The organism is Allocoleopsis franciscana PCC 7113 (genome assembly GCF_000317515.1).
In the GTDB taxonomy this organism is placed as follows: Bacteria; Cyanobacteriota; Cyanobacteriia; order Cyanobacteriales; family Coleofasciculaceae; genus Allocoleopsis; species Allocoleopsis franciscana.
On record NC_019738.1, the window covers coordinates 37,501 to 57,488 of the forward strand.

The following is a 19,988-nucleotide window of genomic DNA, read 5'->3' on the forward strand; positions in this document are numbered from 1 at the left end:
CTGACCATCCAGCCGTTCCGTCAGAATTTGATCGGGTGATCGCTTGGCCAGAATACTCTTATGTTATTGTTTCTGTGCGACAGGGATTAGCTTGTGACCTCAAAAGCTGGAGCCTGGATGACAACCACCAGTTTCAGCCTGAAGAAATTCATACAATCGGGTCTTAGCTTAATCAAAAATTTATATTAACCCCCCCTACAGACAGATGGAAAGCATTTAGCTAGGATATAGGTCGTGTTCGCACTACCTAGACTACAATGCTCAATCCCAATCTGGATGAAATCCAGCTAACCAAAGAAGAGTACGAACGTTACTCCCGACACCTGATTTTGCCACAAGTAGGACTGGAGGGGCAAAAACGCCTAAAAGCCGCTAGTGTGCTTTGCATTGGTAGTGGTGGACTGGGTTCACCCCTGCTGCTGTACCTGGCTGCTGCTGGCGTTGGACGCCTTGGTCTGGTAGATTTTGATGTCGTCGATAGCTCAAACCTGCAACGGCAGGTGATTCACGGCACCTCCTGGGTGGGCAAGCCGAAAATTGAGTCAGCGAAAAATCGCATTCTAGAAATCAACCCCTCCTGCCAGGTAGATCTCTACGAAGAGCTTCTGTGTTCAGAGAATGCTTTGGATATTATGAAGCCCTACGACATCGTTGTCGATGGCACCGATAACTTCCCCACTCGTTATCTGGTGAATGACGCTTGTGTGCTACTAGGGAAACCTAACGTCTATGGTTCAATCTTCGGATTTGAAGGCCAAGCTACCGTGTTTAACTACGAAGGTGGCCCCAACTACCGAGATCTGTATCCAGAACCCCCACCTCCCGGAATGGTTCCTTCCTGTGCTGAAGGTGGTGTTTTGGGTATTCTGCCAGGAATTATTGGTTTAATTCAGGCAACGGAAACCGTCAAAATTATTATCCAGCAGGGCACAACGCTGAGTGGGCGTTTGTTGCTATACAACGCTTTAGAGATGACGTTCCGTCAATTAAAACTGCGCCCTAACCCTGAGCGGCCTGTTATTGAAAAGTTAATTGACTACGATCAATTCTGCGGCGTTACCCAAGCTAAAGAAGAAGAGGCAAAACGGCAGAAGGAAATGCAAGAAATCACAGTTCAGGAACTCAAGCAGCTACTGGATGGTGACGCGAAGGATTTTGTCCTACTCGATGTTCGCAATCCTAATGAATACGAAATTGCCAAGCTTCCTGGCTCAGTCCTCATCCCGCTATCAGAAATTGAAAATGGTCAGGGTGTAGAAAAAGTTAAGCAAGTGCTTAATGGTTCTCGGTTAATTGCCCATTGTAAGTTTGGCAGTCGCTCTGCAAAAGCATTGGGAATCTTGAAAGAAGCGGGCATTGATGGCATCAATGTGAAAGGTGGAATTTCTGCATGGAGCAAGGAAGTCGATCCATCTGTGCCTGAGTATTAACATGGGCGATAGGGGATGAGGTCAAACTCACCCCCTGAATGCCATCACTCTACTCAGCCAAAAAAGGTATGAAGTATGGAAAAAGACTGAACATTTCAGTAGTGAGTTTGATGTCAACAGCAACCAAGCTTGTTTCATACTTCATACTTACTCGTTCAGCTTTTACTTGGCTGTCTCTAGCCTGCTGCTACTCGCCACGAAAATCGCTGCCAGCAAAAAGGCAGCAGCAGCGAGCAATGCTCCAACGACAGGTTTCAGGCTGTCTGGCTGACTAAATACCGCACCAAATAAACTAGAAGCAACCGCTCCACCACTGAAATAAATACCCGTTCCTAAGCCGGCCTTATCCGGTGGTACCATTGACAGGGCAAAAGGAATAGTCCCGTTAGAAACTAGACTAAAGGTTGCACCTAGGGCGATCGCTACTCCAACCGCAATCACCCCATTGTGAGTTAACACCATGAGCGCAGTAAATCCAGCCATACCGATTAAGCCATAGCTCATAGCTTGACGATTCCCTAAACGGGAAGCAAGATTTCCTGCGGGAATCGCCGTTAGTGCTAAAGCGATAAATATTCCACCCAATATCAAACCTTTATTCGCTGCTGGAACTTGACTCGTAAGAATTCGAGGAAAGGTTTGCATCATGAGGCGAAATCCCAAAGCCACTCCCACCCCTGCTCCAAACACTAATCCCAAGCGAGGAATAGAAATTTGTCGCCAGTTACTTGTTAATAGGGAACTTGGATCAGACTCCGCTGCTACCGGCTCTACGCTACGATTGGGATTCACTGACCTTAAGGCAACAGCGGCACCCAGCATTACGAATGACCCGATAGAAAAGGTAACGATTGGCCCTAAGTTGAGAATAAATTGATTGGCTAAAGGCCCCATTGCCCCAGCTACTCCCCCAACAAGAGTGAGGATACTCGCCGCTTGAGGTAAGTTTGTGCCAAAAGCATACCGCCCCAGTAGGGATAGAGCTGGGCTACGAAACACAGTCATGGCTAAAGCCCAGGCTACCATGAGGACAGGCAAGAGCCAGCGAATGGCAGATGTGGGAGAGCCGAAAGCGACAAAAGCTGGGATGGCAATGAACAAAGCAGAGGATAAGACGACACCAACCGAGATGAAAGGGAAGCGAGTACCAATCCAACGCTGGACTTGGTCAGAGAGACTACCCATTAAAGGTTCCATGACAGCGGCTAATATATTTTCTAAAATCAGCACTCCTGTCGCGAGTTCTTTAGGAAAGCCAAACTGAGTCAGTAGTTTCAGCAGGTAAAGATTGTAAATAACCCAGGTTAAGGCGATCGCTCCCTGTACAGCCGCTAGTCCCCAAACTTGTAACCACAAGACTTTAGGTGATGTAATGACGCTGCTCATGGCTGAGTCATGATGTGTTAAATGGGCAAGATATTAGCAGAAATGTTATCAGCATTACTAATAGAAGTGACATTAGACCTATAGCCAATATTTAGAGGAGTTTGCTAATTCCCAAAAACCAGTAATATTGAATTCGTTGTGTATTTCCTTGGGATTCTCTTGACGATTTGACCTAAGGTTACCCGCGAACGTCTGCAACCGGATAGCATATCCTGTGACATCTTTAAAAAGAACAATCATGAGCAGGCAAAATGACATCGGTCGCCGTTCCACCTTTAAAAATCTCACCCCCCAACCCTTCTTCCCATTCTCAGTCGGTCAACTGGCAATTACAAAAAGCTCTGTACCCTGGATAGCCATCGCGAGTCTATTAGCCCTGGTAATCCCCAATCGTCCTGCGGTAGCTTTAAATGAGTTTCAACTCTGCGCGGCTCAGTTAGTGCGCTTAGCTAGAGTTTCTCCAGAAGGTGCTGTAGCAGCTTGTTCAGATACGCTGAATCCAAAAGAGATATCCCGATGTGTTGTTACGATTCATAAACTAACACCAACCTTGACACCAGACGCTCTGGTGGCTTGTAAACGAGTGAGACGCCCTGTGGAATTATCTCGTTGTATGTTTGATATCACAGATAATACTCGCGACTCACAACCCATTACGGTACTGGATTACTGTCGTCGTAGTCTTCTACCTCTTCGCTATGCACAATGTGTGGTTGGTTTAAGCCGCGAAACAGACTTTTCTTCGGGTCAAGTGATGGAGAGTTGTATTAGAGCTGAGGATTTTCCGGGAAACTTGTACCCTAATGTTGTACCACTACCGCCACAAAAGCCAACAGTGCCAGTCATTGTCCCCAAGATCCCACCGACCCCCCCAGCTAATCCCATGAACTCTAACTTTTAAGAATTGATTGACCCCCCACCCCCCTGAATCAGGGGGGAGTAAGAGAGTTATCGTAACCTCATGGCTGATGAGCCAGTTGCAGGGAGGCGATCCCATGACGGATATCTTGTAGCTTCTGGAGAGCATAACCTTCGGTGAGGAAAGATTCTGCTTTGGCAAAACCTGTGGCTAGATCTGGGCAGACACCACAACGCCATAAGTAAAATCCGCCGTTCCAGATGGCAACCGACATTAATTCCGTAGGTTTGCCGTTTAAGACATGCTGCATCTGTTGTATCAATTCAGGAGTGGAGTCAAGAGGCGCTTCTTGATGGGCAAAACCATAGTCACGAGGATGTAGCAAAAGACGCTCAAAGCCTTCACTAACGTCCGGTTGACTGATAGCAATAATTGCTGTGCGATCGCGCGGTAAATCACAGCTACCTTCTAATCCCTTAACCAGGGTGAACTTTCTTACCCCCCGCATCTCCAGCGTTTCTCGAAAGCGCAGTTCGGTGGGAGGATGAACATACCCCGCCACTATATGCACATCTCCCCCATAGGGCGACCAGATTAGTTCCATTGTGGCAAAGGGTGGACGTTTGCCAATTTGGTCGCGGTAGGGTACCAATGCCTGTGCTTCAGGAAAGTGCTGCGGCAGATAGATCAATCCCAAACCCGTTGTCTTGAATAATTGCTCAATCTGCGACAAGGTGACGCGGGAAAAGTCCACGCCTAATCCTTGCCAAATCTCAATTAAGGGGACGCCATACTTCGTTGGCATACAATCTCCCCCATGCATGATCACTCGTACTCCAGCCGTCGCTAAAATCAGAGCTGTGAGCGGAGTTACAGGGGCAGTACGCGATCGCCCATCATAAGGTGTTCCGAATACTGTTACAGGTTGGGACAACAAGGACGTTGTTGCGGCATCTTCTTCATTCTCAATTCCCGATTGCCCATTCCCGAACCCCTCTAGTTGTAGCTTCGGTCCGATCTGCTCATACGCATCCAGCATCCCTGCCAATTCTTGACTCGTAGGCCGTTTAATCCGATGGGCAATCATAAATGCCCCAATCTGAGCCGGCGTTGCCTCCTGCAACAACATCATCCGAGTAGCGGCGGCCGCTTCCTCACGACTTAAGTCTTCACCTGTGTGGACGCCACTACCGACTTTCTTTAACAATTCTCTGAAAGCATTACTCATGGTAGGTTTCCTCGGTGATTCTCAGTTTTGTGAGGACAAAAAATGATCGATAGAAAGTCAGCTTATACCATTTTGGATTTTGGATTTTAAGCGCTTTTGCAAGACAAAAGTTTCAGCACCTTCAATCTGATCATTTAGGCTTTATTTGTATTATCGGTTAACCCTTAAGCGTTAAAGGCTGACTATCATACGACGTGTGAGGCTGAGCGATGGAATTTTGGGTAGCCATTGCATTGGCTGCCGACTTTTCCAGTTGACGCACGAGTTGACAGAAGTGCTGAATCGGGGGAATTTGGATACGATCTTGGGTCGTAACCAAGACGACTTGGCGTGTCAAGATGCTATCAGAGTTCGGAGCCTCGCTAACCATATTACCGACCTCCGTTATTGATGGAGCAAGACCGATGAGTGAGCCTCGCTCAGTGTTAAAGGCGATCGCTCGAATGGCTAGGGTTGAGTCTGTTCGAGCTTCTACTAAAGCCGATTCAGGTAGTAGAGCAATCAGTTCTCCCTGTCGAACAACACCTCGAAACGCATCCAAGGTATTTAACTCCATAACGGCGCGTAGCTTAGTCCCCTGTCGAGCAAACCGCTCTTGTACCAACCGCTGCATCCCATAGCCGTCTTTAAATACTACTTGTGGATATTTAATCAATTCTGACCAAGGCACCTGTTCGTGCTGAGTTAGGGGATGATTCGATGCCATCAAGACTTCGACTCGTTCCTCGTAGAGGACATCGACAACCATTTCCGGACTAGCGGTTAAAAAGCGGTTGTTCATCACGATCGCCACATCCACTAACCCATCTCGGAGAACTTTTAGGGCGCGATCGCTCCCTAACGCCGTTACCCGCAACTGTACCTCTGGGTAGTCGCGACAAAATTTCTGTAACACTGGAGGCAAGTAATGAGCACAGACCGAGTGAATAGCTGCCACACAGAGTTCTGGCTGCTTTCCAGCCATCAAATCCGCTAATTCTTGTGTTGCCGATTCCCACTCTTGACAAATTTTGCGGGCGCGAGGTAAGAGATGTTCACCTCCTAAGGTTAGTTTGGCTTGAGCCGTGCGATGAAACAGTGGCAAACCCAACTCGGCTTCCAATGACTGGATTTGGCGACTGACTGTAGACTGAGTGATTTCACACTTGCGTGCCGCTTGTCCAAAGCTACCTGTCTCAGCAACAGCCAGAAAGGCTTGTAACTGCTCAATCCGCATGATTATGTAAATTAATTTACATTCTTAATAATGCAATGACCATAACGGATTTAGGGTTCTAGTTCGGTAGAGTTTGATACAGCCTGTACAGAAGTTTTAATGAGGTAGGGAAACAACCCGATGGAAAGAAGTGCATGAGCTCGGTGAGTCGGTCATAAGGCTATTAGGTTTGCTCCACTCACAGATTCCTGGTTCCTAAGTACAAATAGCTATTTTGATCTTGAGCAGAGAAATACTTAAATTACCCCTGATTTAACAGGGGTAACGCCAACTGATAGGACAGCAAGCTAATATCCAAAGTTAATAGTTGTTTCACGATCTATCCCCTACTTTAAGACCTATATCTAAATAGGTATGTCGTAACTCAGCCGTTTAATTGGCTTTAGTTGAAAGAATATCTTTGGGGAACTGATTTTCTTGATTCTTGTCCATATTATTCTTGTTCGTATCTTGCTTTATGTCTTTTTAAAAGCTGAATATATTGATCATTCGTCTTGGCTTGCTCCCATTTTTGCTTAAAGATTTTCGCACATTCAGCTTTAACGGGGTCTACTTCATTCGGTAAAATATCTTTTCTGGCTTTGGTTTGAGCTTCTTTCGAGGTTTCTTTTTGAGGGTTATGCTTATATTTTCTGCCGCTTTTATGATTAGCGTATCGACGAGATCGGGTATAACCCATTTGTAAAAACTTGCGAGCCATATCTGCCCCAACAAAATCATCCTGATGAAGATAGTCCAGAAACATGCCGTAGATTTTCTCGCTAGATTCTCTTGCTATCTCTGGAGTTTTAAAACGCCAATGGGGAAGAATTTCAGATTTATAAGGTTCTACCAACAGCACTCCTTGCTCACCCTTACCGACTCGATACAGTTCAGGCGACGCACGAAAATCGATAGTTTTAAAATCTAAAGAGTAATCAAACAGAGTCACTGATTATTCATCTCAAATGCAACAACTTATCAATGAAACGCTGGATGAGGACATGAGAGACTCTGGCTTAGTTTGGTCGTGCGAAAATTATAGATTCTAAGCGAATTAGGGCTGTTTCCAAGTCATCGTTCACTATTTGCACATCAAATTCATCAGCCGCATCGATCTCTGCTTGAGCTCGCGTTAGGCGTCGAGCGATCGCTTCTTCACTATCTTGACCTCGAACGCGAATCCGCCGCTCTAGTTCGGCTAAAGTGGGAGGCAAAATAAAAATACGCAAAGCTGTTGGGAAAGTTTGATTAATCTTTCTCGCACCCACTACTTCAATTTCTAAAATAACCAGCCGGCCCTGTTGAATTTGCTGTTGGACTTGCAAGCATGGTGTTCCATAGTAGTTGCCAGCATACTCCGCCCATTCTAGAAGCTCATCAGCCGCCACCATTTGTTCAAATTTGTCTCGGCTGACAAAGTAGTAGTGCTGCCCCTCAATTTCACCGGGACGGGGTTGGCGTGTCGTCGCGGAGATGGAAAAATATAGTTCTGGGTGGCGTTGAATGAGCGATCGCAGCAAAGTCCCTTTACCAACACCACTGGGACCTGTTACGACGATGAGTTTGCCTGCTTGCATGTTGAGGGAGAGATGGTTTAATTAGGGCTGCTTTGACCATCTTTGCTGATCACGAAGCGATGAGCAACTGTTTCCGGTTGAATAGCGGAGAGAATGATGTGGCTCGAATCTGTAATAATCACAGCTCTAGTACGACGACCGTAAGTTGCATCAATAAGCTGTCCGCGATCTCGTGCATCGGTAATGATCCGCTTGATTGGAGCAGACTCTGGAGAAACAATCGCAACGACTCGGTTTGCCGATACGATATTGCCAAAACCGATATTAATCAGTTGAATGTCCATGAAGCACTAGCGGGAAGAGCCGCATAAAGAGCGATTTTCAGGATTCAATTTCCATGGTATCCACAATAATTTAGCCTTACAAGGCTAAATTCCACAGAAAATCCTGATTTTGGCTTTTATTTTCCTCGATTTACCTTTTGCACAGAACCAGTCTGGAGATAGATCTGTGGGCTGCATCCAGTTGGCTTTCTTCGACTAAAGGCTGTTGTCTGTCGTGCTGGACGACCCAAACCTCCTAGTGTTCAAGGTCAATTGGGCTTGTAATAGTCAGTAATCTTCACTATAAATTTATAAAAATTCACTTAAAATTAACTTCTTGTAAAACCCTATCTCAGGTGAGTTCCATAAGCAAAGACAAGGTTTATGCTGGCAAGAGAAAAATATTGAATCAAATAAACAATGAAAATTATTGGAAAAAATTTTATTCACAAAATTTTCACTTATCTAAGCTCAAATTAGAAATATGAGCTTGCAATTCTAGTGCAAAAACAGAGTGAAATCATGGGTGTAAGTCAATCATTTTTTACAATTGTTCTGGCAACATTGGGGCTATCTTTATCACCCCTGGCGGCGAATGCAATCGGGTTTAGCACGGTTTCCGAGGCTGAGCTGAAAACCTTGATGAGCCAACCGACCTTTGTCGCGGGAAGCCAGTTTGGAAGTCTTTTCTTGGAAAATGAAGCTCAGGCTGATCTCAGCGTCGATTTTGTCTGGTCTAAGGGGAAAAAACAACCATTTTCACTAAGTTACGATGGTTCAATTGTCAAATATACAGTTGGAGAGACAACCTTAGAAACTCAAAGCGAGGGCTTTTTTAAGGACATTTTCATATATACAAAAGCAACAGCCGATTTGACCAGCGTCCTTCTGAATAACTTAATCCTGACCGACTCATCCACGACTCTATCAATTTCTGGGATTGCGGCCTCATCCCCTAACAACAAAGTAAATATTTTTGGGATTCGTGATATTCAAGAGAGTTTTACCTTGACGGGTAATGCTATGCTAAGTTGGCTTAACAAACCACAGAACCCCAATAATCTGGCTTATCAGATTCAAGTTGGGAATGTAAATTCTCTAACCCCTTCGCCTAACACAAATCCAACCCCAGCAGATCCGGTCAATTCGCCAGCACCTGAGCCAGAAGCTAATACAGGAATCGATTGGTGGTCATGGTTACCCAGTCCTAGTTCGGGAAACTATTGTACTAGTCCTTAGTAGGGACCCCTCTCCAGAAGGAGTTCGGAAAACCATTACGAGTTCTAGTCTGGATCTGCGAGGATGGTACAGATGCCTAATTGTGATTACGGAAAAGACAGCTTGTGCAACCAGTTGACTTTACCACCCTAACAGCAGCTTGTGATGAACTGCGTTCTGACTGGGTACCAGGGCGTGCCGAACAAGTATATCAGCGCGATCGCTACACCATTGCGCTCTGCTTACGCACCCTAAAACATCGGGGTTGGCTCACAATCTCCTGGCATCCTCAAGCCGCTCGAATTTATCTGGGTGATCCACCGCCTCGGACTCCCGATACCTTTACCTTTAGCGACCAACTGCGTCACCAATTAAGTGGGCTGGCTCTAGTATCCATAGAATTGATTGCACCGTGGGAGCGTGTATTAGATTTGCAGTTTGCTCGACGACCCGGAGACCATGTGAGCTATCACCTCTACGTCGAAATTATGGGCAAATACAGTAATGTCATCCTGGCAGGTGGTGACAATGTCATGATCACAGCAGCCCATCAAGTGAGTTCTCAGCAATCAAGTGTCCGTCCCATTCAAACCGGTCAGCCTTACGAAAAACCACCCGCTCTCATGGGTACAGCCCCTAGTTTGGACGAATCCCTAGAACGCTGGCAAGAACGAGTCAGTTTAGTACCGGGCGCATTGCAGCGTCAGTTGCTCAAAAGTTACCGGGGTTTGAGTCCAGCATTGGTACGATCAATGGCGCAAGCGGCTGGACTGAATGCTGACAAATCCACAGAAACTCTTAGTGCCTCTGATTGGCAACGGTTGTTTGAATGCTGGCAACAATGGCTGCAAACTTTGGGAATTCAGAATTGGGAAGAAGGATTCAAAAGTGAGCCATCCACAGTTGAAGGTTCTACCCTGCAATTAGGTTTTCAACCCGGTTGGACTGAGCAAGGTTATACAGTCATGGGTTGGGGTGCTGTTCAATCGGCAAAGAATGTCCAAACCTTACTCAATGATTACTACACTGCCGAGCTAAACCAACAAGAATTTAATCAACTCCATCACCAACTCACCCAAAAACTGGGCAATGTTCTCGGAAAACTGCGTCAGAAAGCCTCGACCTTTCAAGAACGCTTGCAGCAATCTGACCAAGCCGACCAATATCGACAACAAGCTGACCTATTGATGGCGCACCTCCAGGATTGGCAACCGGGGATGAAGTCTATTGAACTGTTAGACTTTGATACGGCTCAACCCGTGATAATTCCTCTAAACCCAGAGAAAAATGCCGTCCAAAATGCTCAATTGCTCTACAAGCGTCACCAAAAGCTGAAACGCGCTCGTCATGCGGTGGAGCCGTTACTCCAAGAGGTACAGGGAGAAATTCAGTATTTAGAACAAGTAGAGGCATCCTTAACTCAGCTAGATGCTTACAAGTCCTCAGACGATTTACAAACACTACAGGAAATTCGCGAGGAACTGATTCAGCAAAAGTATTTAGACTCCCCCGATCAGCGGAATCGAGAAGTTACGGATGTTTCTGTGCCCTATCGCTATCGGACACCGAGTGGATTTGAATTGTTGATTGGTCGCAACAATCGCCAGAATGACCATCTGACGTTTCGGACGGCAGGAGACTATGACCTTTGGTTCCACACTCAAGAGATTGCGGGTAGCCATGTTCTCCTCCGCTTAGAGCCAGGAACTGTGCCTGATGAAGCAGATTTGCAGTTTGCCGCTGATCTGGCGGCTCACTACAGTCGGGGGCGTCAAAGTGACCAAGTTCCGGTTGTTTACACCAAGCCTAAGCACGTTTATAAGCCCAAAGGGGCTAAACCGGGTATGACGGTTTATAAACATGAGCGAGTCCTATGGGGACATCCTCAGCAAGGTAGCAACTATCTAAGGAAAGAGGTTGCTCTGTAAACTTGTAAATTTTGGTTACAAAAAAATCGTATTCCCTGTTACAATAAAGAAATAAAGAAATCTTTCTGCTGCCGATTGGGAACGCGCAGCTTGGATTTCCCCAATGTAGAGCAACAACGAAATTATTACTTCTACAAAGACCAGCCGTCACCGCAGCTGGTCTTTTTTAGACTCAGGGAAAAATTGAACGGCTTATCCCAGTTAAGCAGCAGCGATCGCCTCCTGTCCATGTCTTCGCATCAGTTCCATGAGTTCATCCCGGTAGTCGTGGAATGTAGAGTGTCGCTTCACGGTATGGGTACGATGGGGCAGCTTGATCGAAATTTCCTTCCTTACTGTACCGGGACGAGTACCGAGAGCGTAGATGCGATTCGAGAGAAATACGGCTTCCTCTACGTCATGGGTGATCATAAAAATTGTAATATTGGTGCGCTGCCATAGGTCGAGCATGAACTCATGCATTGACTCTTTGGTGTGGATGTCTAATGCACCGAAGGGTTCATCCATCAACAGCACTTTGGGTTCCGAAGTGAGAGCACGAGCGATCGCCACTCGTTGCTTCATCCCACCCGATAACTCTTTCGGCAAGGATTTGGCAAACTCAGTCAACCCCACCACACTCAGGTAGTAGCTAGCTTGTTCGCGCCGTTGTTTTTTGGGTACGCCTTGAAGCTTCAGTCCAAACTCAGCATTTTCCTGTACAGTCATCCAAGGATAGAGGGTGTAGTGCTGAAACACCATTCCCCGATCCGGCCCTGGCCCAGTGACGCACTGACCATCAATGCTGACTTCCCCCAAAGTGGGAGTATCGAGTCCAGCAATCTGCCGCAGTAAGGTAGATTTACCCGATCCCGATGCACCCACCGCGCAGATAAATTCACCCTGCTCAATTGTCATATTAATGTCTTTGAGGACAACTAACGCTCCATTTTTTGTATTGAAGTGCTTATGTAAATGGGTAATTTGCAGATACATGGATTAAACCTCTAAATAGAGAATAGGTATTCGTTATCAATTCACCTAGAGTAGATGCTGTAAAATAGGTAACAATTTCAGGGATAAAGTCAGTAAAAAAAGGGTTAGCGCTTCTGGTTTGCCCACTTGCAGGAAACCCGTAGAAAGTATTGGAATAAAAGATCGAATGATAGTCCAATCACTCCGATGACAATTAACCCCACAAAAATTTCATCTGTTCTCAGAAATCGACCTGCCACACTAATCCGACGCCCTAAACCTTCTGTTGCTGCAATGAGTTCTGAGACAATGACTAACTGCCAAGCAGCAGCTAGGTTGATTCGACAAGCATCAATAATTCCCGGTAAGACATGAGGAAAAATCACCTGAAATAAAGTTTGTAGACGATTACCTCCTAACATGTAGGTTGATTCGATCAGGTCTTTAGGTACGAACTTCACCGTATCCATGACCATTAAGGAGTTAAAGAAAAAGACTCCGATAAAGATAAGAGTAATTTTGGGTTCTTCTCCAATACCGAGGTAGAGGATGAGTAAGGGAATAAATGCAGGCGCAGGCATATAACGCATCAACCCGAAGATAGGTTCGAGCAATGCGCGAATACTAGCAAAACTGCCCATTAGCACGCCAACGGGGATGGAAAAAAGAGCTGCAAACAGGAATCCAACACCAACCCGCCATAGACTCGCCACAGTATCCTTGAGGAGTTCGCGAGTACTCCACAGTCGCCCAAACGCTTCCAAAACTTTACCTGGTGAGGGCAAAAACTTAGGGTCTATGTTGCCAAATGTAGTCACCAACCACCACAGCAGTAAGGGAACACCAATGGAAGTAATTACTAACACCGTGTTCAGGGGTTTGGGGATGTCTTCGGCAATTTGCCAGAAAACAGTAGGTTTTAGTGTTGTCGGTCGAATGAATGATCGAATCGATCCAGGACTTTGATTCATGATTGAATTCCATCAACGGTAAAGAATCAGACTTATTAAAAACATTTCTCTGGTTCGCCGATTTATGCTTGATTAAATTTCTTAGCGTATGCCTGAATAAAGCGGTCATCAAATAAACGGCTGATGTCGGGTTGAGTTTTTGTTAGACCAACCTCTGTGAGAAACTTGCTCATTTCTTGGGCTGCAAACTGTAAGGAAGTCATGGTATTGCCCGGTTGAAACGCTTTTAAATTTTCCTCTAATGTGAATAGTTGAGTGCCGTCAGCATACTCCTGATATTCGTTCACCGTGACACCCGCCCGTTTTGCCATAGTCTTGTAGGATTTGTCCCGATTTGTCTTCATATAGTCCAATGTGACAAACCAGGAATCAACAATGGCTTGTACCTGTTCTGGATGTTCGTTGACAAACTTGCGCGTGAATACCAAGTGATCGGAAATTGCGCCAGGAAAATCTTTGGAACTGAAGAGTTCCTTACTACCTGGACGCTTCAATGCCTGAGTGGTAAATGGGGCAAAGACTGCTACTGCATCCACTTGACCTCCCACAAATGCCGCTGCGGCTTTACCGGTTTCTAAAGGGATAAATTGAATATCTTGTGGCGATATGCCCGCTTGTTTGAGTCCTAACAAGAGTAGAAAGTGATCCACAGTCCCTTCTTCTGCGGCAACTTTTTTCCCTTTCAAGTCGGCAACTGAGTTAATCCCCTCGCGGACAATCACCTTATCATTGCCTGTGGAGTTGTCATTGACCAGCACAATAACTTGGTCGGCACCCCCCGCTACGGAATTAACCGTGTCGCCCAGGGTTTGGCTATTCGCATCAATCTGTCCGGCTGTGAGAGTACTGATAGATTCCAGATATCCATCAAACCACTTCAGGTCTACTTGAACATTATTGGCTTTAAATATGCCTTCGTCCTGAGCAATTTGCCACGGAAACCAACCAGGCCATGCACTAAAACCCAAACGAACGGCATCAACACCGGCTGAGGATACAGAATTGCTTTGATTGGTTGTTTTGATGTAGACCGCAGGATTGGTGCAACCTATCGTAAATGTCAATGTGACCAGGAAAAGAATAACGTAGGAGAAAAGTGAGCGGATTTTCATGGCACATATTTCTGAAGGTGATTGACAGCGAACGGTCAACGTTTCACAGCGATGATTTTTGCCAAGTGGTTACCTATTGGATGTAGCCGATAGAGCGGTCGCTAATCCGTAACGTCTGTTACATAGCGTTCCGGCTGAGGTGGAAACCTAAATCTATAACTTTTGGATACATAGCATCTCGAACTTCTGGGTGATACTAAATGTTTTTAAGTTGTGCGATCTTACAAAAGTAAGCATAATTGCTCAACATTTAAGAAGCACAACCAAACAATGCCAGATAAAACATACAGAAATAACATTCCAGAAATTGACCCAACTGAGATTGAAGATGAGCGGACTGCGATCGCAGATGAACATCGCTCGTTTCTGGAAAAGGTGATGGTTAAAAGCGGATTTGCCGATCTGTACGACGCCAGAGATTTTACGGAAGTGGTGTTTCGCGTCATGCGCGACTTAATGACAACAGAAGCGGCTGATCGTGTCGAGGCAGAACTTCATACAGAGGTTCTACCGACAGAGGAGAAAGCACTCCAGATGGAAGTCGCCGAGCTCTGGAAAGATACAAATCCAATCGTGGGATTTTTGAGTCGGGTTCGTCCACCCTGGCAAGGCCCAGGCATCTTCAAAATTGATTCTGATCGCTTCCTGTTCCGGGTTGCAAATGAAAGCGGAATGCCGCGAACAGTTGAGCGAGAACAGGCGGTTTCAGCCGTGTTCTCCGCCACCAAAGACGAACTTTCTGAAGAGCGGATTCAGGAAATTGCTAGCTGGCTCCCTGATCATGTACGCAAACTTTGGGAAGAAGCTTAAATAGAAATTGAAAAAGGTCAAGTCTGTTCGGGAGTAATTATTGCGAACAGACTTCGCACCTATTAGGATTAGCATCATCTTCACCACGGATACTGAGATTTCAGGGTCAATGAGTAACTGATAACTGTTGCTCTGAAAGAAATTCCTGTTCAATTTGAGAACATATCCAATCAAACCAAGCCTCTAACCCTTCACCCGTCTTTGCAGAAACAGGAATAATGGTGACATCAGGATTCATTTGCCGCACATTGGCGACAATCCGATTCACGTCAACATCCAGATGAGGGGCTAAGTCCATCTTGGTAATCAGCAAACAATCAGCTTCTTGAAACATCACCGGATATTTCAGGGGCTTATCTTCTCCTTCTGTTAAACTTAATAGAGCGACTTTGGCATGTTCACCTACTTCAAATTCAGCCGGACAAACCAAGTTGCCGACATTTTCCACCAGTACCAAATCAAATTCAGATGGGTTGTAGTGATGCTCTAGCTGATGGAGACCCCCTGCAACCATTTTGGAATCTAAGTGGCAGGAACGTCCGGTGTTGATGGCAATCACAGGAACACCGTATTTACGCAGGCGGTCGGCGTCGAGTTCAGTGGTCATATCGCCTTCGATCACAGCAATCTTTACTTTATTACTGAGGGCGGCTAGCGTCTGTTCTAGGAGAACAGTTTTACCCGCACCGGGAGAACTCATGACATTGAAGCAAGTAATGCCCCACTCATCAAAATGGGCGCGATTGTGGTTGGCTCCTTCCTGGTTGGCATGGAGTAAATTAATTCCTAGGGCGGCGTCAAAGGTTTGGTGCATAATTTAGTTTGGTAATTGGTAATTGTGAATTAAGGGCAGGTTTTGAATAAAAGTTATCTTCAACCCGTGAAAATTGATCACTAAACCCGCCCCTATCAAGCCTTATGCAAATCGGGCATCTTGTCCGCCCGAAACTATCGGATTGAGTTGTGCATATTCAACGCGATCGATTTTCAACTCTCGCCCAGAGCGAATGTCTTCCATCGGTGAACTACAATCTGGACAAGCATATTGAATGCCGATTTCGGGACGATATTCCTGTTGGCAGCGATGACAAAAAGCAATTAATGGAGTTTCCTGAATTACCAGTTTTGCTCCATCTAAAAAAGTGTTTCGGGTTTGAACTTCAAAGGCAAATTGTAAACTCGCAGGTTCTACACAAGTGAACTGACCTACTGTGAGATAAATATGGGAAATTTTGGGGTGTTCCGGTTGTGCTTCCCACCAGTCCCGCACGGTTACAATTAGCGCTTTGGTCATATCAGTCTCATGCATTGTTTAAGTCCACGCTACAAGTTCGGGCTGGGATTCTGGATGAATGTAGGCGGGTTTCTCTTTGCGCGGCAACTGACCGGATAGAACCAAATGCGCCATCGTGTCGCAAATCACACGAGTTGCCATCAGAGATGTAATATCACTGATGTCATAAGGTGGGGAAACTTCCACGACTTCCAAACCACAAACAGGAGCTTTTTGCACAATTTTGCCTAACAAATGCAGGGCTTCGCGGGGCAAGAGTCCTCCGGGTTCAGGCCAGCCGGTGCCAGGGACAAAGCCTGCATCAATGCAGTCAATATCAAAGCTGATGTAGACACAATCGGTGCCATCTAATGCCCTTTCTAGAGCAAAATCTACGGCAGCATCTAAGCCCATTTCGGTAATGTCGGTCACGGTTAGGATATTACTATTTGCCCGTTCCCGGTAAAATTTAATGCCCTCGCGGGGGCATTGCCAACCGCCAATCCCCAATTGCACCAAGTTCTTTGCCGGTGCGTTTTTCATATTGGTGGCATGAAACCAAGGGCAGGTGTGCATCCGCTCATCTAAGTCGGTTTCTTGGGTATCGACGTGGCGATCGAAGTGAATAATGCCGACTTTCTTGTCGCCTAAGTGCCGACAAATGCCCCGAACAGTGGGGAACCCAATAGAATGATCACCGCCTAGAATAATGGGGAATGCTCCAGAGCTAAAGATGTGAGCAATACCTTTAGAAATCTGGTCAAATGACTTTTCGTTGTTGGCGGGAATGGTGAAGATATCGCCCACATCACAAAGTTTGATTTGTTCGCGTAAATCAATTCCCAACTCAAAATTGTAGGGCGTATACAACGCAGAAATGCGGCGAATTCCTTGGGGACCAAAGCGAGTGCCAGGACGATAGGTAGTACCCGAATCGTGAGGAACACCCACAATCGCCACATCATATTCCCCAACCTTACGAACATCCTCTACATAGGGGGCTTTCATGAAGGTGTTAATCCCGGCATAGTGAGGAAGCTCACCGCGTGAAAAAGTGGGAATAGTGCGATCGCGAATACTCTCTGCCGCTTCCAAACCGTATTCCAGCCCCTTCGACACCTCCTGTTGCCAACCCGTCTGCGGCAATCGAGCCTCTAAATCCAGTGCCCGTTGCGCTTGAGTCGGATAATGTCCGTTCCCATCTGGACTTTGAAATAAGGGGTTTTCAGAATTATTTTCAGTCATTGGCACTCCTGAGAAGTTGTCAAAACAATTGACATGAGCGAGTTGAATCGAACAACATGAGGAATCAATGCAACAAGCCCAGGAGAGGACACAATCAGTCTAATGAACTGATGTTTCTCCCGGGCTTTTCTCCCGCCGTGTAACCGATTCATCTAATACTTTAGAAAGGAGAGAGCTTAGATGAGCCAGCTTGCTTCTCTCGGACCAGCATTTGAATAATTCAAACCGGAACCCTAGAAGCTGTTAATTTTTCCTTACACTCTGTAATTTTGAATGACTTCAAAACAGTCTAAGGTTTTCACCCAATCAGTAATTAGTTGAGAAAATTTTTAAACTTTACAGAGAATGATCCTGAGTCTTTGCTACGGGAAGAATAGCAATGAATCTATGGAAAAAATGTAGTGAAAGATACAAAAAAGATTGGCGCATCTGCCAACCTTTGCCATAAATATGAAATTTCCTTAACAAATTTATTCCACTCTTGGGGGGCTAAACTCCAAACACTTTTTACTGTCTAGCCTTGGAAGGCGTAAGGCGGCAGACATCTAGAGTGCCGATAACCCGCTTCCATCCCTGTTCAGTTAGGTCGTTGTCTAATTTTATTCCTCTCCTCTGCACAATTCCAACCTTTGTCTTCACTGCCGTTATCGATGCGATTTTGGTTTCTGCACTGTTCGTAGGTAATTTGTGCAGCGGAATAATTAGGTAATTGCTCCAGTTTTTGCCCTGCTTTATTAAAAAAATCTTGAGCTTCTTTATTCTTCCCCTGATTCCTCAGAATTTGTGCCTTTAGGTATAAAACCTCTGGATTATTAGGTGTTAGTTTCAGGGCACGATCCACAAACTCCAGCGCTTTAGAATACTTTTTCAAATCCCGATATCCCACAGCAATACCGCGATAAGCTAAGTAAGAAGGAGCCGCATATTTTTCTAGTTTCTCCACCGCCTGAGCGGGGTCAGAAAACGGTAAATTGACCGCTAACATCAAATCCATATAACCTGTCAATAAATTCAATTCAGGGTCGTTGGGGTCAATTTTTTTGGCTTCATCTAGATATTGAAAAACTTTCTGCAATTTGCTCACAGCTCCAACCGGACCCTCTGTTTTAAATTCGTAAGTCCCTTCTAAGAAATGACCAACGGCGGTGTAAAGATTTCCCCGTAAAGGGTCAGTAGATTTTAGTTTTTGAGCTGTTTGCTGAGTTTTAGCGGCATAGCTTTTCAGGGTATCCCATTCTTGAGTTGTGAAAGCTAGAGACGCTAACATGGCATAAGTAAGGGGTTCATTCGGCTCACTCTGTTCCGCTTTCTCTAGGTAACCTTTGGCAGCTTTGTAGTTTCCCGCTTTGAAGATATATTCAAAAGCTGCTTCTGTATTATCTCCAATGGGGCGAGGATTATTGGCGCGAAAGGGATCTTTTGCCAAGGTGGGTGACACCCACAAACTGAGTACCACAGCCGCAGCACTGGCAAGAGCTGTCACCGTCCGTTTTGGCGCAGGTAACCAAGTCGTCATTGCTATCCTTAATAAAAATGATGCTTAATAAAAGTCTGACGTTGCAGTTGATTGAATGTTCCAGTTTTAAGAGTTGGGATTATCAGTGTTATGTTTGTCACAATTGAGAAGAACTCATTGCTTTCTCAAGTTAGCCGCTACTCAGCTCAGTTAACGTTGTCGGTCAAGGAGGTCAATCAACCTTGACATCAATATATTTTAGCGATGAGACTTACCTTGTTGGCACGGTATTACGAACCTTAATGCTATATCTTAGAAACTTAACGTACCACCCTCCTGCTACCCCCCTAGCCATCTTAAAATCTCTGAATCTACAACTGGCACCCCAACAACTAGGACTGGTCATTGGTCCTAGTGGCTCAGGTAAAAGTACATTATTGGAAATTTTGGCAGGGTTAGCACAGCAAACGGCAGGGGGTGCCTTCTGGCGAGACCAAGAACTCACGCCGGAACATTTGCAACAGCTCGGAGGGCTGGTCTTTCAATTTCCCGAACGGCATTTTTGTGGTAGTACAATTCTAGAGGAACTGCGGCTGGGGCATCCGGAGTTGGGGTCTGAGAGGGTTTATGAAGCGCTTGGGGAAGTCGGACTGGCTGACTTATCGCTACACACTTCACCCCATGCCCTAAGTGGGGGACAGCAGCGACGGCTTGCTTTAGCCGTACAGTTGATTCGCCAACCCCATATTCTCATGTTGGATGAACCCACAGCGGGTCTAGATTGGTCGATGCGGCGACAGCTAGTAAGTCTGTTGGCAAAGCTCAAAGCCCATTGGACACTGTTGGTCGTGACTCACGATGCGGGTGAATTATTGCAAATTTCTGATCGCTGCTGGACACTGAATCATGGGGAATTGCAAGAAGTTGATCCCGTAACTCTAAAACCTAGAAGTAATACCCCACAACTTGTCACTTGAATCTTATTTTTCTTCCATCATTATGATGTCCTGTCCGGTTGATTACCCTTCATAAAAACATGTTTAAAGATTGATTGTGTTCACTCATTAAAGTTGACAAACT

20 protein-coding genes and 1 riboswitch (1 of these 21 running past the window's edge) are annotated in these 19,988 nt (G+C 45.7%); of the genes, 7 read left to right on the forward strand and 13 right to left on the reverse strand.

The features are described 5' to 3' along the window. Positions 1–167: the 3' portion of a Mov34/MPN/PAD-1 family protein gene (locus MIC7113_RS00150; RefSeq protein WP_015180139.1), read on the forward strand. 307 nt of this gene lie to the left of the window's left edge; 167 of the gene's 474 nt are visible here — the last part of the coding sequence; the start codon falls outside the window, past its left edge; the stop codon is at positions 165–167. A gap of 90 nt (positions 168–257) precedes the next feature. Further along, positions 258–1,430: a molybdopterin-synthase adenylyltransferase MoeB gene (moeB, locus tag MIC7113_RS00155; protein WP_015180140.1), complete on the forward strand. Its 1,173-nt coding sequence runs from the start codon at positions 258–260 to the stop codon at positions 1,428–1,430. A gap of 162 nt (positions 1,431–1,592) precedes the next feature. Here the strand turns inward: moeB and MIC7113_RS00160 are convergent, their stop codons facing one another. Then, entirely contained in the window at positions 1,593–2,816 is a 1,224-nt protein-coding gene (locus MIC7113_RS00160) for an MFS transporter (RefSeq protein ID WP_015180141.1), read from the reverse strand. Between the two features lie 238 nt (positions 2,817–3,054). Here MIC7113_RS00160 and MIC7113_RS00165 point away from each other — a divergent pair, with 238 nt between their 5' ends. Further along, positions 3,055–3,717, forward strand: coding sequence for a hypothetical protein (locus MIC7113_RS00165; RefSeq protein ID WP_015180142.1), 663 nt, complete (start codon positions 3,055–3,057; stop codon positions 3,715–3,717). A gap of 58 nt (positions 3,718–3,775) precedes the next feature. Here the strand turns inward: MIC7113_RS00165 and MIC7113_RS00170 are convergent, their stop codons facing one another. The 5 genes from MIC7113_RS00170 to remA form a co-directional block, all read right to left on the reverse strand. Next, positions 3,776–4,903 carry an anthranilate phosphoribosyltransferase family protein gene (locus tag MIC7113_RS00170; RefSeq protein WP_015180143.1) on the reverse strand — a complete coding sequence of 376 codons (1,128 nt, stop codon included), beginning with the start codon at positions 4,901–4,903 and terminating at the stop codon, positions 3,776–3,778. 157 nt (positions 4,904–5,060) lie between these two features. Next, positions 5,061–6,119, reverse strand: a complete 1,059-nt coding sequence (locus tag MIC7113_RS00175; protein WP_015180144.1) for a LysR family transcriptional regulator — start codon at positions 6,117–6,119, stop codon at positions 5,061–5,063. Between the two features lie 433 nt (positions 6,120–6,552). Continuing rightward, complete coding sequence (locus MIC7113_RS00180) at positions 6,553–7,050, reverse strand: DUF4385 domain-containing protein (RefSeq protein WP_015180145.1); 498 nt, start codon at positions 7,048–7,050, stop codon at positions 6,553–6,555. 67 nt (positions 7,051–7,117) lie between these two features. After that, positions 7,118–7,678, reverse strand: coding sequence for a guanylate kinase (gene gmk / locus MIC7113_RS00185; RefSeq protein ID WP_015180146.1), 561 nt, complete (start codon positions 7,676–7,678; stop codon positions 7,118–7,120). 17 nt (positions 7,679–7,695) lie between these two features. After that, positions 7,696–7,962: an extracellular matrix/biofilm regulator RemA gene (gene remA / locus MIC7113_RS00190; RefSeq protein ID WP_015180147.1), complete on the reverse strand. Its 267-nt coding sequence runs from the start codon at positions 7,960–7,962 to the stop codon at positions 7,696–7,698. 501 nt (positions 7,963–8,463) lie between these two features. Between remA and MIC7113_RS00195 the strand changes: the two genes are divergently transcribed. Both MIC7113_RS00195 and MIC7113_RS00200 read left to right on the forward strand, forming a co-directional pair. Beyond that, positions 8,464–9,180: a choice-of-anchor W domain-containing protein gene (locus tag MIC7113_RS00195; protein WP_015180148.1), complete on the forward strand. Its 717-nt coding sequence runs from the start codon at positions 8,464–8,466 to the stop codon at positions 9,178–9,180. Positions 9,181–9,284: 104 nt separating this feature from the next. After that, positions 9,285–11,087, forward strand: coding sequence for an Rqc2 family fibronectin-binding protein (locus MIC7113_RS00200; RefSeq protein WP_015180149.1), 1,803 nt, complete (start codon positions 9,285–9,287; stop codon positions 11,085–11,087). A gap of 201 nt (positions 11,088–11,288) precedes the next feature. On the opposite strand, the gene MIC7113_RS00205 is transcribed toward MIC7113_RS00200, so the two are convergent. The 3 genes from MIC7113_RS00205 to MIC7113_RS00215 form a co-directional block, all read right to left on the reverse strand. Continuing rightward, positions 11,289–12,062: an ABC transporter ATP-binding protein gene (locus tag MIC7113_RS00205; protein WP_015180150.1), complete on the reverse strand. Its 774-nt coding sequence runs from the start codon at positions 12,060–12,062 to the stop codon at positions 11,289–11,291. A gap of 104 nt (positions 12,063–12,166) precedes the next feature. Next, entirely contained in the window at positions 12,167–13,012 is an 846-nt protein-coding gene (locus MIC7113_RS00210) for an ABC transporter permease (RefSeq protein ID WP_015180151.1), read from the reverse strand. 62 nt (positions 13,013–13,074) lie between these two features. After that, positions 13,075–14,124, reverse strand: coding sequence for an ABC transporter substrate-binding protein (locus tag MIC7113_RS00215; protein ID WP_015180152.1), 1,050 nt, complete (start codon positions 14,122–14,124; stop codon positions 13,075–13,077). 270 nt (positions 14,125–14,394) lie between these two features. Here MIC7113_RS00215 and MIC7113_RS00220 point away from each other — a divergent pair, with 270 nt between their 5' ends. Beyond that, complete coding sequence (locus MIC7113_RS00220) at positions 14,395–14,934, forward strand: DUF2267 domain-containing protein (RefSeq protein ID WP_015180153.1); 540 nt, start codon at positions 14,395–14,397, stop codon at positions 14,932–14,934. Between the two features lie 106 nt (positions 14,935–15,040). Here MIC7113_RS00220 and hypB read toward each other — a convergent pair whose 3' ends face one another. The 4 genes from hypB to MIC7113_RS00240 form a co-directional block, all read right to left on the reverse strand. Beyond that, entirely contained in the window at positions 15,041–15,748 is a 708-nt protein-coding gene (hypB, locus tag MIC7113_RS00225; protein ID WP_015180154.1) for a hydrogenase nickel incorporation protein HypB, read from the reverse strand. Positions 15,749–15,850: 102 nt separating this feature from the next. Continuing rightward, complete coding sequence (gene hypA, locus MIC7113_RS00230; RefSeq protein ID WP_015180155.1) at positions 15,851–16,243, reverse strand: hydrogenase maturation nickel metallochaperone HypA; 393 nt, start codon at positions 16,241–16,243, stop codon at positions 15,851–15,853. Between the two features lie 3 nt (positions 16,244–16,246). Continuing rightward, entirely contained in the window at positions 16,247–17,452 is a 1,206-nt protein-coding gene (speB, locus tag MIC7113_RS00235; protein ID WP_015180156.1) for an agmatinase, read from the reverse strand. A gap of 114 nt (positions 17,453–17,566) precedes the next feature. Further along, a riboswitch (guanidine-I (ykkC/yxkD leader) is annotated at positions 17,567–17,700 on the reverse strand. Positions 17,701–18,029: 329 nt separating this feature from the next. Continuing rightward, a complete protein-coding gene (locus tag MIC7113_RS00240) occupies positions 18,030–18,968 on the reverse strand; it encodes a Sll0314/Alr1548 family TPR repeat-containing protein (RefSeq protein WP_015180157.1) in 939 nt (312 codons plus the stop codon). Between the two features lie 242 nt (positions 18,969–19,210). On the opposite strand from MIC7113_RS00240, the gene MIC7113_RS00245 reads away from it, so the two are divergent. Then, a complete protein-coding gene (locus MIC7113_RS00245; protein WP_041779831.1) occupies positions 19,211–19,885 on the forward strand; it encodes an ABC transporter ATP-binding protein in 675 nt (224 codons plus the stop codon). The last annotated feature ends 103 nt before the right edge of the window (positions 19,886–19,988 follow it).

Bases quoted from the DNA above. Each gene is read 5' to 3' on its own strand.
- MIC7113_RS00210 (WP_015180151.1), bottom strand. From the start codon at position 13,012: ATGAATCAAAGTCCTGGATCGATTCGATCATTCATTCGACCGACAACA.
- MIC7113_RS00195 (WP_015180148.1), top strand. From the start codon at position 8,464: ATGGGTGTAAGTCAATCATTTTTTACAATTGTTCTGGCAACATTGGGG.
- MIC7113_RS00220 (WP_015180153.1), top strand. From the start codon at position 14,395: ATGCCAGATAAAACATACAGAAATAACATTCCAGAAATTGACCCAACT.
- MIC7113_RS00165 (WP_015180142.1), top strand. From the start codon at position 3,055: ATGAGCAGGCAAAATGACATCGGTCGCCGTTCCACCTTTAAAAATCTC.
- MIC7113_RS00215 (WP_015180152.1), bottom strand. From the start codon at position 14,124: ATGAAAATCCGCTCACTTTTCTCCTACGTTATTCTTTTCCTGGTCACA.
- gmk (WP_015180146.1), bottom strand. From the start codon at position 7,678: ATGCAAGCAGGCAAACTCATCGTCGTAACAGGTCCCAGTGGTGTTGGT.
- MIC7113_RS00205 (WP_015180150.1), bottom strand. From the start codon at position 12,062: ATGTATCTGCAAATTACCCATTTACATAAGCACTTCAATACAAAAAAT.
- remA (WP_015180147.1), bottom strand. From the start codon at position 7,962: ATGGACATTCAACTGATTAATATCGGTTTTGGCAATATCGTATCGGCA.
- hypB (WP_015180154.1), bottom strand. From the start codon at position 15,748: ATGCACCAAACCTTTGACGCCGCCCTAGGAATTAATTTACTCCATGCC.
- MIC7113_RS00175 (WP_015180144.1), bottom strand. From the start codon at position 6,119: ATGCGGATTGAGCAGTTACAAGCCTTTCTGGCTGTTGCTGAGACAGGT.
- hypA (WP_015180155.1), bottom strand. From the start codon at position 16,243: ATGCATGAGACTGATATGACCAAAGCGCTAATTGTAACCGTGCGGGAC.
- MIC7113_RS00245 (WP_041779831.1), top strand. From the start codon at position 19,211: ATGCTATATCTTAGAAACTTAACGTACCACCCTCCTGCTACCCCCCTA.
- MIC7113_RS00240 (WP_015180157.1), bottom strand. From the start codon at position 18,968: ATGACGACTTGGTTACCTGCGCCAAAACGGACGGTGACAGCTCTTGCC.
- MIC7113_RS00170 (WP_015180143.1), bottom strand. From the start codon at position 4,903: ATGAGTAATGCTTTCAGAGAATTGTTAAAGAAAGTCGGTAGTGGCGTC.
- MIC7113_RS00160 (WP_015180141.1), bottom strand. From the start codon at position 2,816: ATGAGCAGCGTCATTACATCACCTAAAGTCTTGTGGTTACAAGTTTGG.
- speB (WP_015180156.1), bottom strand. From the start codon at position 17,452: ATGACTGAAAATAATTCTGAAAACCCCTTATTTCAAAGTCCAGATGGG.
- moeB (WP_015180140.1), top strand. From the start codon at position 258: ATGCTCAATCCCAATCTGGATGAAATCCAGCTAACCAAAGAAGAGTAC.